11 protein-coding genes are annotated in these 12,391 nt (G+C 63.1%); 2 read left to right on the forward strand and 9 right to left on the reverse strand.

Annotated features, from left to right (window positions below; genetic code table 11):
* Nucleotides 1-49: 49 nt before the first annotated feature.
* A complete protein-coding gene (locus Q8R10_RS16475; protein ID WP_305654932.1) occupies nt 50-919 on the reverse strand; it encodes a helix-turn-helix domain-containing protein in 870 nt (289 codons plus the stop codon).
* Between the two features lie 139 nt (nt 920-1,058).
* Between Q8R10_RS16475 and pobA the strand changes: the two genes are divergently transcribed.
* The gene (gene pobA / locus Q8R10_RS16480; RefSeq protein ID WP_305654933.1) at nt 1,059-2,243 is read left to right on the forward strand and encodes a 4-hydroxybenzoate 3-monooxygenase; all 1,185 of its coding nucleotides are present in this window, start codon (nt 1,059-1,061) and stop codon (nt 2,241-2,243) included.
* Between the two features lie 98 nt (nt 2,244-2,341).
* Here pobA and Q8R10_RS16485 read toward each other — a convergent pair whose 3' ends face one another.
* Genes Q8R10_RS16485 through zwf form a run of 4 tightly spaced genes read right to left on the reverse strand, consistent with a single transcriptional unit; the run spans nt 2,342 to nt 6,897 of the window.
* Nucleotides 2,342-3,967, reverse strand: coding sequence for an NADP-dependent glyceraldehyde-3-phosphate dehydrogenase (locus Q8R10_RS16485; RefSeq protein WP_305654934.1), 1,626 nt, complete (start codon nt 3,965-3,967; stop codon nt 2,342-2,344).
* A gap of 48 nt (nt 3,968-4,015) precedes the next feature.
* Nucleotides 4,016-4,708 (reverse strand): bifunctional 4-hydroxy-2-oxoglutarate aldolase/2-dehydro-3-deoxy-phosphogluconate aldolase, encoded by a 693-nt coding sequence (locus Q8R10_RS16490; protein WP_305654935.1) that lies wholly within the window; start codon nt 4,706-4,708, stop codon nt 4,016-4,018.
* A gap of 19 nt (nt 4,709-4,727) precedes the next feature.
* On the reverse strand, nt 4,728-5,444 hold the full coding sequence (gene pgl, locus Q8R10_RS16495; protein ID WP_305654936.1) for a 6-phosphogluconolactonase: 717 nt from the start codon (nt 5,442-5,444) through the stop codon (nt 4,728-4,730).
* Nucleotides 5,431-6,897, reverse strand: a complete 1,467-nt coding sequence (zwf, locus tag Q8R10_RS16500; RefSeq protein ID WP_305654937.1) for a glucose-6-phosphate dehydrogenase — start codon at nt 6,895-6,897, stop codon at nt 5,431-5,433. Before zwf ends, pgl begins: the two co-directional genes overlap by 14 nt.
* Nucleotides 6,898-7,068: 171 nt before the next feature.
* Between zwf and Q8R10_RS16505 the strand changes: the two genes are divergently transcribed.
* Nucleotides 7,069-7,929 carry a MurR/RpiR family transcriptional regulator gene (locus tag Q8R10_RS16505; protein ID WP_305655144.1) on the forward strand — a complete coding sequence of 287 codons (861 nt, stop codon included), beginning with the start codon at nt 7,069-7,071 and terminating at the stop codon, nt 7,927-7,929.
* Nucleotides 7,930-7,978: 49 nt separating this feature from the next.
* On the opposite strand, the gene Q8R10_RS16510 is transcribed toward Q8R10_RS16505, so the two are convergent.
* The 4 genes from Q8R10_RS16510 to Q8R10_RS16525 all read right to left on the reverse strand — a co-directional run bounded on the left by Q8R10_RS16510 (nt 7,979) and on the right by Q8R10_RS16525 (nt 12,302).
* Nucleotides 7,979-9,202, reverse strand: a complete 1,224-nt coding sequence (locus tag Q8R10_RS16510; RefSeq protein WP_305654938.1) for a carbohydrate porin — start codon at nt 9,200-9,202, stop codon at nt 7,979-7,981.
* Nucleotides 9,203-9,312: 110 nt separating this feature from the next.
* The gene (locus Q8R10_RS16515; protein ID WP_305654939.1) at nt 9,313-10,470 is read right to left on the reverse strand and encodes an ABC transporter ATP-binding protein; all 1,158 of its coding nucleotides are present in this window, start codon (nt 10,468-10,470) and stop codon (nt 9,313-9,315) included.
* 85 nt (nt 10,471-10,555) lie between these two features.
* On the reverse strand, nt 10,556-11,401 hold the full coding sequence (locus tag Q8R10_RS16520) for a carbohydrate ABC transporter permease (RefSeq protein ID WP_305654940.1): 846 nt from the start codon (nt 11,399-11,401) through the stop codon (nt 10,556-10,558).
* A complete protein-coding gene (locus Q8R10_RS16525; protein WP_305654941.1) occupies nt 11,394-12,302 on the reverse strand; it encodes a carbohydrate ABC transporter permease in 909 nt (302 codons plus the stop codon). The genes Q8R10_RS16520 and Q8R10_RS16525 overlap by 8 nt, the downstream gene beginning before the upstream one ends.
* Between the last annotated feature and the right edge of the window lie 89 nt (nt 12,303-12,391).

The raw sequence follows: 12,391 nt of genomic DNA on the forward strand, positions 1-12,391 counted from the left end.
TGCAAGACTAACGCTGAGCGACCCGATAGCCAACCAAATGGTTATGACCCTAACGCTGCAAGCGGAAGTCCTTCGGCGACTGCCCGGTACCGCGTTTGAAAAACCGCGAGAAATACGCCGGCTCGGAAAACCCCAAGCTATCCGCCACCTGATTGATGGTCATGGCGGTGTAGACCAGGCTGCGCTTGGCCTCTAGCAGCAGACGCTGATTGATCATCTGCAGCGCCGACTGGCCGGCCAGACGTCGACACAGGGCATTCAGGTGCGCGGCGCTGATGCCCAGCTCGGTGGCGTAGTGCTCGATTGGCAGGTGCTCGCGAAACTGTGTTTCCAGTCGCCGAGTGAAACCCTGCAGATGTTCACGGCCGCGATCCTGCACCTGGGCCTCGGCCCGCGTGAGGTCCAGCGAGCGGCGCCCAACCCACACCAGCAGCGCGCTGATCAGCGACTGCAGCATCAGCTCGCGTCCCGGCTGCTGCGCGCTGTACTCCTGGGCGATGGAGTCAAACAGGGTATCCAGATAACGCTGCTGCCCCGCCACCGGATAACAGGCGGCGCGCGCCAATGGCCGGTGCTCGAGCAGCGCACCGAGCTGCTCCACCAGCGGCAGTGCCAGGCTCAGCACATGACCTTGCACGTCCTGAGAAAACCGAAAACCATGCACGCTGAGCGCCGGCACCACCTGCAACGAGGCCTGCTGCACCCGATGCACCACGCCCTCCACTTCCAGCTCGGCGGTGCCGCTCTGCACATACAACAGCTGCACCAGATCGCTGTGCCGGTGCGGCTTGATCTCCCAGTCGTGCCGGTGACTGCGCTCGGCAATCGACTCGCAATGCAGTAGATCCGGAGTCGGCCAGACCGCCGTCTCACCATACAGCTTGAACACCGGCACGGCGCTGGCGGGTCCTTTATGCATGACAGACAAATCCTCGAAAAATCCAGAAAGATAATCAGATAGTGCCTTCAAAGGCGACAGCTATCCACCAAAAATACAGGCACTTCAAACCAAGACAGAACCCGCGAGATCATCACCAAGCTCCTTAAGGACAATAACAATGAAGACTCAAGTCGCCATCATCGGCGCTGGCCCGTCCGGCCTGCTGCTCGGTCAGTTGCTGCACCAGGCTGGCATCGACAACGTGATCATCGAACGCCAGAGCCCCGATTACGTGCTCAGCCGCATCCGTGCTGGCGTACTGGAACAGGGCATGGTCGACCTGCTGCGCGAAGCCGGCGTGAGTGAACGCATGGACCGCGAAGGGCTGGTGCATGACGGCTTCGAGCTGGCCTTCGACGGCCGCCTTGAGCGCATCGACCTGAAGCAACTGACCGGTGGCAAGACCGTAATGATCTACGGCCAGACCGAAGTCACCCGCGATCTGATGGAAGCCCGCCAAGCCAGCGGCGCCACCACTTTGTACAGCGTGCCAGACGTGCTGCTGCACGAACTCAAAGGCGAGAAGCCTTACCTGACCTTCACCCTCAATGACGAGACCGTGCGCCTGGATTGCGAGCACATCGCCGGCTGCGACGGCTTCCACGGCATCTCCCGACAATCGATCCCACAGGGCGTACTCAAGGAGTTCGAGCGGGTCTATCCGTTCGGCTGGCTGGGGGTGCTGGCCGACACGCCGCCGGTCAACGAGGAACTGATCTACGCCAACCACGAACGCGGCTTCGCCCTGTGCAGCATGCGCTCGCCAACCCGCACCCGTTACTACGTGCAGGTCGGCAGCGAGGAGAAGGTCGAGGACTGGTCCGATCAGCGTTTCTGGGACGAGCTGAAAAGCCGCCTGCCGGCCGCAACCGCCGCCCGCCTGATCACTGGCCCGTCGCTCGAAAAGAGCATCGCACCGCTGCGCAGTTACGTGGTCGAGCCGATGCAGTACGGCCACCTGTTTTTGGTCGGCGATGCCGCGCACATAGTTCCGCCCACCGGTGCCAAGGGCCTGAACTTGGCCGCCAGCGATGTCAGCACGCTGTATCGCATCCTGCTCAAGGTCTATCGCGAAGGCCGCACGGATCTGCTCGAGCGCTACTCATCGATATGCCTGAAGCGCATCTGGAAAGCCGAGCGATTTTCCTGGTGGATGACTTCGATGCTGCACAAATTCCCCGGCACCGATGCCTTCAGCCAACGCATGCAGCAGACCGAACTGGACTACTTCGTCGGCTCCGAGGCCGGGCGCAAGACCATCGCGGAAAACTACGTCGGGTTACCCTACGAACCTATCGAATAGTTTTCCGGCTCAGCTGCGCGCCAGCTTGGTCACAACGACACCAGCATGGTGAGAAAGCTCTATGGCCGGACTTGTCCTGACTTTGTCCTAGCAGCCTGTCAGAAGATGTAGTCGGTGGTGATAAAGCTCGACTCCCGGTTGCGGATGATCTCGCTGATCAGCGCTTGGTTGTTCGCCTGGAACTTGGTCGCCACCAGGGTGCGGATGGAGAACACGCGCAGCGCGTCATGCACCGAGAGCGTTCCTTCGGCCGAATTCTTGCGGCCGTTGAAGGGGAAGGTATCGGGACCGCGCTGGCACTGCGCATTGATGTTGATACGGCCGACCTGGTTGGCGAAGGCATCCACCAGCCGACCCACTTCCTTGGAGTTGTTGCCGAAGATGCTCAGCTGCTGGCCGTAGTCGGAATGCAGCACATAGTCGATCACCTCCTCCAGCTCGCGGTACGGCACCACCGGGATCAGTGGGCCGAACTGCTCTTCGTGATAGAGGCGCATCTCGCTACTCATCGGGCTCAGCACGGCCGGGTAGAAGAAGCTTTCGCGGTGTGTGCCGCCACCTGGGTTGACCACCCGCGCGCCTTTGGCGACGGCGTCCGCCAGCAGCGTATTGAGGTAGTCGACCTTGCCGGGCTCCGGCAATGGCGTCAGCGCCACGCCCTCCTCCCAGGGCATGCCTTGCTTGAGCGCGGCCAGCTTGGCGCAAAATTTGTCGAGGAAGGGTTGCAGCACCTGCTCGTGGACGAAGAGGATTTTCAGCGCCGTGCAGCGCTGGCCGTTGAACGACAGCGCGCCGGTGATGGCCTCGCTGACCGCGTTATCTAGGTCGACCTGGGGCAGCACGATTCCGGGGTTCTTCGCATCCAGGCCCAGCGCCGCGCGCAGGCGGTGCGGCCGCGGGTGCAGCTTCTTCAGGTCGCTGGCGCCTTTGTTGGTGCCGATAAAGGCGAACACGTCGACCTTGCCACTGGCCATCAGCGCGCTGACGGTGTCGCGGCCACGGCCGTAGATGATGTTGATCACCCCCGGCGGAAAGCTGTCGCGGAAGGCTTCGAGCAGCGGGCGGATCAGCAGCACACCGAGTTTGGCCGGTTTGAAGACCACGGTGTTGCCCATGATCAACGCCGGAATCAGTGTGGTGAAGGTCTCGTTCAGCGGGTAGTTGTAGGGGCCCATGCACAGTGCCACGCCCAGCGGCACGCGGCGGATCTGGCCGAGGGTGCCCTGCTCCAGCTCGAAGCGGCTGGAGTGGCGATCCAGTTCTTTCAGCGCCTCGATGGTGTCGACCATGTAGTCGCAGGTGCGGTCGAACTCCTTCTCTGAATCCTTGAGGTTCTTACCGATCTCCCACATCAGCAGTTTAACCACCACCTCGCGCTGCTCGCGCATGCGGGCCAGGAAGGCCTCGACATGCTGAATCCGCTCGGCCACACGCAGGGTCGGCCAGGCGCCCCGGCCGTGATCGTAGGCCTGCACCGCAGCGTCCAGCGCGGTCAGTGCGGCGCCGGCATCGAGCAGCGGCGTGCTGCCGAGCACCACCTGCTCGTCGCCCCGCTCGGTGGCGAGGAAGATCGGGCTGCGCACCTTAGCCAGCGGCCCGTCCCAGCGCAGCAGTGCGCCGTTCACCAGGTACTCGCGCTGTTCGATGGGTTCGCCCAGGCGATAACGCTCGGGGATCTCGGCGGCAGTAGGAAACAGGCTGTCGAGGTTCTTGTCGTGGGTCATTACTTATCCCTCTGAAACGAACGGGTGATGGTGGAGCGGTCGATCCTTTCAGGCGTCGAGGTTGGCCAGGGCCTCAGCGCTGCAGGCGGCGATGCGCTGCCAGTCGCCCTGGCGTATCCAGTTGCTGCCCATCATCCAGGTGCCGCCCACGCACATCACATTGGGCAGCGCCATGTAGCTCTGCACATTACTCGCGTTGACGCCCCCGGTCGGGCAGAAACGGACGCTGGCGAACGGGCCGCCGAGGGCCTTGAGTGCCGCGACGCCGCCACTGATCTCAGCCGGGAAAAGCTTGAAGCGGCGATAACCCAGGGCGTAGCCGAGCATGATTTCCGAGGCACTGCTGATCCCCGGCAGCAGCGGCAGCGGGCTTTGCACGCCGGCCTGCAGCAGTTCGGTGGTGCAGCCGGGAGTGACGATAAACTGCGCCCCGGCGGCCTCGGCAGCGGCCAGCATCTGCAGGTCGAGCACCGTGCCGGCACCGATGCACAATTGCGGGCGCTGCTCGCGCAACAGGCGGATGGCGGTCAGGCCGTGCTCCGAGCGCAGGGTGATTTCCAGCGTGTGCAGGCCGCCCGCGGCCAGGGCGTCGGCCAGTGGCAAGATGTCCGCCTCACGCTCGATGGTGATGACGGGAAGGATGCGCGCCCGCTCGCAGAGCTGGTCGATCAGGGCGATCTTCTCGGCCATGCTCGGCACGGCCCCACGGTCTGCCACCCGGTGGTTCTGGATGTTGGTCATATCGGCTGATCCTTAGGGCTTATGGGCACCAGTAAATCTCGAGGGGATGAAGGAAAAAGGCGCGAATTGGCATCTGCGCCAGATCCTCGCCAGCGAGCGCTTCGCTCAGGGTCGCCAGCTTGGCCTGGCCCTGTATGGCCAGCAGCGTCAGGCGGGCGCCGGCGAGCAACGCCAGCGGCATGCTCAGGCGCTGCCGGGGCGCGGTCGGGGCCTGCATCGGCAGGCAACGCTGCCGGCAGTCGGGGCTCAGCGCCGACGCAAGGTTCGGGCTGCTCGGGAACAGCGAGGCGGTGTGGCCGTCCTCGCCCATGCCCAGCACCAACACGTCGATGGGCTGTGGCAGTTCGGCCAACGCCTGGTCCGCCCGCTGCGCCGCCTCATCCAGGTTCTGCGCCGGCCGATACAGACCGATAAAACCTGCCCTGGCGGCGTTGCCGCGCAGCAGATGACGGCGCACCAGCCCCTCGTTGCTGTCGGCATGGCTGAGCGCAACCCAGCGCTCGTCCGCCAGGCTCACGACCACCCGCGACCAGTCCAACTCCTGGCCGGACAGGCGCTCGAAGAAGGCAATCGGACTACGCCCGCCGGACAGCACCAGGGACGCCCTGCCCCGCGCCTCGATGGCCGTGCGCAAGGCCTGGGCCACCGTCAGTGCCAGTTCCTCGGCGAGTTGCTCGGGGCCGCTCAGGCTGAGCCCGCTGACCTGCACCGGCAGGTCGAGATTACAGATCGCCATACCAGCTCCGGCCATCGCGGGTGATCAATGCCATCGCCGCCATCGGCCCCCAGGTGCCCGCCGCATAGGGCTTGGGCGAGTCGCCTTGGCGCTGCCAGCCGGCGATCAGCTGATCGCACCATTTCCAGGCGTACTCGATCTCGTCCTTGCGCACGAAGAGGTTTTGGTTGCCTTTCATGACTTCCAGCAACAATCGCTCGTAGGCGTCTGGAATCCGTGAGCCGTGGCTATCGGAAAAGCTCAACTGCAACGGGCGGCTGCGCAGTTGCATGCCCTTGTCCAGGCCCTGGTCCTTGGTCATTACCTGCAGGGAGATGCCCTCGTCCGGTTGCAGGCGGATGATCAGGCGATTGCTGATCAGCGGGCGCTGCTCCGGGGAGAAGATGTAATGCGGCGCCTCCTTGAAGTGGATGACGATCTGCGACAGCTTCTGCGGCATGCGCTTGCCGGTGCGCAGGTAAAAGGGCACGCCGGACCAGCGCCAGTTGCGGATTTCCGCGCGCAGGGCGACGAAGGTCTCGGTGTCGCTCTGGGCGTTGGCGTTGTCCTCCTCCAAGTAGCCCGGCACCGACTTGCCGAGGATGCCGCCGGCGATGTACTGGCCGCGCACCACCTGTTGTCCCAGTTGCTCGGCGGTGATCGGCGCCAGCGCCTTGAGCACCTTGACCTTCTCGTCGCGAATGCTGTCGGCCGAAAGGTCGCTGGGCGGGTCCATGGCGATCAGGCAGAGCAGCTGCAGCAGGTGATTCTGGATCATGTCGCGCAGCTGGCCGGCCTGGTCGAAGTAGCCCCAGCGGCCCTCGATACCCACCTGCTCGGCCACGGTGATCTCCACATGGGAAATATGATTCTGGTTCCACTGGGTCTCGAACAGGCTGTTGGCGAAGCGCAGGGCGATCAGGTTCTGCACCGTCTCCTTGCCCAGGTAGTGATCGATCCGGTAGGTGCGGTTCTCCGGGAAGTGCAGCGCCACCGCATCGTTCACCTCGCGGGAAGAGCCCAGGTCGTGGCCGATGGGTTTCTCCAGCACCACCCGGGTGCGCTCCGCCAAGCCGCTCTGCGCCAGCCCGGCGCAAATCGCCCCGTACACCGAGGCGGGCGTTGCGAAGTAGGCGATGAGTCGCTCCACCGGGCCCAGCCTGTCTGCCAGTGCGGGGTAGTCCGCCGCCTGGAGGAAATCCATCGACCGGTAGTCCAGACGCGCCATAAAACGCTGCATGACCGCCGCATCGATCTCGCTAGCCGGTACATGACGCTGCAGGTGCTCGCCGATGGCCGCCAGGTGTGTGGCAGGCTCGTCGCTCTCGCGGGCCAGGGCGAGGATACGCGTCTCGGCATGCAGCAGGCCGGCACGATCCAGCTGATAGAGAGCAGGAAACAGCTTGCGCAGCGCCAGATCACCCAGGGCCCCGAACAGGGCGAAGGCACAGGGCTCGACAGCGGTTGAAGCCATGATATCAATTCCTCTATCAAAATTAGCTTTCAGTGGGGATATTAGCCGCAATCACTAAATTTATGTAGTAATAACAACAATATTTATGCAATCCACATATTCATCTGGCCGCAACCGGGCACCCTCAGTACGATAGGCACCCCCCCGACCTAAGGACGAGAGATGGACCGCGTGCGAAATCTTCTGGAGCAGATCCAGAACCGCCTCGAAGAGCTGAGCAAGGCCGAACGCAAGGTTGCCGAAGTGATTCTGCGCGGCCCGCAGGAAGCCACCCGCTTCAGCATCGCAGCGTTAGCCCAGGCCGCGCAGGTCAGCGAGCCGACAGTCAATCGCTTCTGCCGCGCATTCGGCGTCAACGGCTACCCAGAACTGAAGATGCAGCTGGCCCAAAGCCTGGCCAGCGGCGCCGCCTACGTGAGCCGCGCGGTGGAAGCCGACGACGGCCCCGAGGCCTATACCCGCAAAATCTTCGGCAGTGCCATCACCTCCCTGGACAGCGCCTGCCAGAGCCTCGACCCGCAACTGATCAGCCGCGCCGTCGATCTGCTGATCCAGGCCCGGCAGATCCACTTCTTCGGCCTCGGCGCCTCGGCCTCGGTGGCCCTGGATGCCCAGCACAAATTCTTTCGCTTCAACCTTGCGGTATCCGCCCATTCCGATGTGCTGATGCAGCGCATGCTGGCTTCGGTGGCCCACACCGGCGACCTCTTTGTGATCATTTCCTACACCGGCCGCACCCGCGAACTGGTGGAGGTCGCGCGCCTGGCCCGGCAGAACGGCGCCTCGGTGCTCGGCCTGACCGCCGCCGGCTCGCCCCTGGCCAAAGCCAGCACCCTGAGCCTGGACATCCCACTGCCTGAGGACACCGACATCTATATGCCGATGACCTCGCGGATCATTCAGCTCACCGTGCTCGACGTCCTTGCCACCGGGGTGACTCTGCGCCGCGGCGTGGACTTCCAGCCACACCTGCGCAAGATCAAGGAAAGCCTCAACGCCAGCCGCTACCCGAGCGATGAAGAGCCAGGCTAGTGCGCTAGACAGCACGCAAAACCCGGCCAAAACACAGTTTCAAGCCGCCTTATTTCCACCAGTACTCAACCTGCACGCCGACGTTGGAACCATGCCGCGCGGTGTCGAAGGCGCCGCTATCGGACAACGCCGAGCCCGCCGCCAGTTCACTGGCGGCACGCTGCGCCGCCTTGTTCCAGTTGGCATAGGTGTAATACAGGCGCAGCTCTGGACGTGCCCAGAAGCCCGGACCGGCCGGCGACCAAGTCGGCGCCACGGTGAATTTAGTCAGCTTGCGGGTGCCGCCTGCGGCCTCGACCTGATCGCGACCCAGCTCGCCGACCAGCTTGAACTGATCGGTGAAGGCATAACTGCTGCGCCCGCCCACCGACAGCCAATTCTGGTCGGCGCCATCGACGCGAGTGTCCTTTTGGTAAACCACCTCGACCTGACCACCGAGACGCGGGGTGATCTGCCAATCGAAGAACTCCACCGCACGCCAGCTCTTGGCATTGGCGTCCAGGGTCGGGTCGCCGGTGTAACCCAGGCCCGTACCAGGGCCCTCGCCATATTGCAGGGCCAGGGTATTAATGCCGCCCAGAAACTCGTCCTGCACATGCTGCGCGGTCACCGCCCAGCCGCTGTGCGCGTCCGTGCTGTCGGGCTTGTCGATGTAGCTGACGCCCAGTTCCAGTTCGCCGCCGGGGTTGGTCTGGAAGCCGCCGACGTTGAAATCCTGCCGGTTGATATAGGGTTTCTGGTCGTAGCTGTCCTTGCGCGAGAACACATAGCTGTACTTCAGGTCACCGATCACCATCTCGTCGACACCGAAGCCGGTGGCGCTCTGGTTCCAGTAAAAGAAGTCGGAGATATGGATGTCGTTGCGCTTGTAGAACCGCCGCCCCGCCCACAACGAGCCACCATTTAAGGCCGGCATCTTGCTCCACTCGGCGTACATCTGGTTCATCCGCGCGAAGCCGTAGTCGCCGGTGAATTTCGGCGTGTGGCCATACTCGTTGTACAGCTGCGCCATGCCTTCGACGCTGAGTACCGAACCGTCGTCGAGGGTGAGCAAATCCTGACGCAGATCCAGCTCCATGTACTGCTCGCACTCGTTACCCAAGCGGTACTTCGACTGGGCGCCGGGCAACTGGAAGCAGCTTTGCGAGCCGCCGTTTTCCGCACTGCCTGCGCCACTGCGCACATAACCCGTGAACTCCACGGCCTGCGCCGTATGAGGTAACACCAGGTAGCCCAGGGACAACGCCAGGCCGAGACTCGTTGCTGCTCTCATATCCAATCCTCTCAATTATTGTTTTTATTTTTTAACCGCTCATGACACAGGGCTCTGGGGCGCGGATACGACAGGCACACCCCGAAGCGACTGCTTGTTTGCAACTTCGTTTAGCGCCCCTTGAACTGCGCGACCTTGGCCGTACGCTCAGCACTGCGGGCTTGCCCTGCCAGCAGGCGCTCGCCGCTTTGCGCATCGAACAGCAGCACCTTGCTCGGATCGAATTGCAGCTCCAGGGTTTGCCCCACCTGCGGCGCAGCGTCCGGGGCCATACGGCAGCAGACCTTGGTCTGGTTGAGTTCGACGAACACCAGGGTGTCCGGTCCGGTGGGCTCGGTGACTTGCACCTCGGCGCGGATCGACGGCAACAGACTGCTACCGGCAGGCGCCACCTGGATCTGCTCCGGACGAATCCCGAGGATCACTTCGCGGCTCTCGAAGCCGTCCTCCATCAGCCCCAGCGGCAACTCGCAGCGCGCCTGACCACTGTCGAGCAGCGCCCACAGCTGGCCGTCGCGACGCTGCAAACGCAGGGGGATGAAGTTCATCGGTGGCGAACCGATAAAGCTCGCCACGAACAGATTGGCCGGGTCGTTGTAGATCTGCTGCGGGGTGCCGAACTGCTGGATGATGCCGTCCTTCATCACCGCCACTTTGTCGCCGAGGGTCATGGCCTCGATCTGGTCGTGGGTGACGTAGACCGTGGTGGTCTTCAAGCGCTGGTGCATTAACTTGATTTCGGTGCGCATCTCCACGCGCAACTTGGCGTCGAGGTTGGACAGCGGCTCGTCGAACAGGTAGATCTTCGGCCGCCGCGCCAATGCCCGACCCATGGCCACCCGCTGCTGCTGGCCACCGGAAAGCTGGCCGGGCTTGCGCGCCAGCAAGTGCTCGATCTGCAGCAGTTTGGCCACCCGCGCGACCTCCGCCTCGATCGCTGCCGGTGCCATCTTGCGCATCTTCAGGCCGAAGGCGATGTTGCCGTGCACCGTCATGGTCGGGTACAGCGCATAGGACTGGAAGACCATGGCGATGTCGCGATCTTTGGGACTCATGCCGCTGATATCGGCGCCATCCACCAAGATCTCGCCAGCGCTGATTTCTTCCAGCCCGGCGATGCAGTTCATCAGAGTGGATTTACCGCAGCCAGACGGCCCGACGAGAATCAGAAACTCGCCGGAATCGATCTGGATGTCGATATTTTTCAAAGTGTCCGCCAGGCCGCTGCCGTAGGACTTGTTGACGTTGCGCAGTTCGAGCGTTGCCATTTCATCTCTCCAATATCGTTGAAGCGTCGCGAGCGAAGGTCAGGCGAGCCGGATTCCAACGCTGCATGACCGAGCGCAGCAGCTTTCAACCTTTGACGGCGCCGGCGGTTAGGCCGCGCAGGAAGTACTTACCAGCCAGGATGTAAACGACCAGGGTGGGCAGCCCGGCGATCATCGCCGCGGCCATGTCGACGTTGTATTGCTTGGCCCCGGTGCTGGTGTTGACCAGGTTATTGAGGGCCACGGTGATCGGCTGGGTGTCGCCACTGGCGAACACCACACCGAAGAGGAAGTCGTTCCAGACCTGGGTGAACTGCCAGATCAAGCAGACCATGATGATCGGGGTCGACATGGGCAGCAGGATGCGCCCGAAGATGGTGAAGAACCCCGCCCCATCCAGCCGCGCGGCGCGCACCAGAGCGTCCGGCACGCTGACGTAGTAGTTGCGAAAGAACAGCGTGGTGAAGGCCAGGCCGTAGACCACATGCACCAGCACCAGGCCGCTGGTGGTATTGGCCAGGCCGAGATGGCCGAGGGTAAAGGACGCCGGCAGCAGCACCACCTGGAACGGCAGGAAGCAGCCAAACAGCAGCAGGCCGAAGAACAGCTGCGAGCCACGGAAGCGCCACATGGCCAGCACATAGCCGTTCAGCGCACCGACCACGGTGGAGATCAGCACCGCCGGGACGGTGATCTTCACTGAGTTCCAGAAGTAGCCGCCGACACTGTCCCAGGCCGTCAGCCAGCCGATGGCGGTAAACACCTCGGGCCAGGACAACAGGTTGCCGCTGCGGATGTCGTCCGGGCTCTTGAAGCTGGTCAACAGCATGATCAGCAGCGGGATCAGGTAGACCGCGCAGGCTGCCAGCAAGGTGGCGTAGATCGCCAACCGGCTCAGGCGGATCGGGGATTTGCCGACAAGACTAGTCATGGCGTTTGCCTCGCAGTTCGGAGTACAGATACGGCACCAGGATCGCCAGCACCGCGCCGAGCATAAGGATCGCACTGGCGGCGCCGAGGCCCATCTGGCCGCGGGTGAAGGTGTGTGCATACATAAACATCGCCGGCAGATCGGAGGCGTAGCCGGGACCGCCGGCGGTCATCGAGGCAACCAGGTCGAAGCTCTTGATGGCGATGTGCGAAAGGATCATCAGCGCACTGAAGAACACCGGGCCGAGGCTCGGCAAAACGATACGCAGGTAGATATTCGGCAAACTGGCGCCATCCACCTGGGCGGCGCGGATGATCGACTGATCGACGCCTCTTAACCCCGCCAAAAACAGCGCCATCACAAAGCCCGAGGCCTGCCACACGGCGGCGATCACCAGGCAGTAAACCACCCGATCCGGGTCCACCAACCAGTCGAACCGAAAGCCCTCCCAACCCCAGTCGCGGAGCATCTTGTCGATACCCAGGCCGGGGTTGAGCAGCCACTTCCAGGCGGTGCCGGTGACGATCATCGACAGCGCCATGGGATAGAGCAAAATGGTGCGGATAAAGCCTTCACGGCGAATGCGCTGATCCAGCAATACCGCCAGCAGCACGCCGACCACCAGACTGATGCCGATAAACAGGCCACCAAAGACCATCAGGTTCTTGCTCGCCACCCACCAACGGTCGTTGTCCAGCAGCCGCTCGTACTGCTGCAAGCCGACCCACTGGTAGCTGGGCATAAAGCGCGAACTGGTAAATGACAGCAGGAAGGTCCAGAGGATGTAGCCGTAGAAGCCAACCAACACGATCAACATGCTCGGCGCCAGCACCAGCTTGGGCAGCCAGCGCTGCAGCGCATCCAGCGGTGAGACCTTGGTAAACACGACGGTTGAACTCATAACGGGGCTCCTGGATTGGGCTCATCCCCCACGGCCTGCGGCAAAGAAACCGGGGGCAAGGGCGTTTTCGGAGTGCACCAATCCCTAGC

Origin of the sequence: Pseudomonas sp., from assembly GCF_030698175.1 — a bacterium.
Classification (GTDB): domain Bacteria; phylum Pseudomonadota; class Gammaproteobacteria; order Pseudomonadales; family Pseudomonadaceae; genus Aquipseudomonas.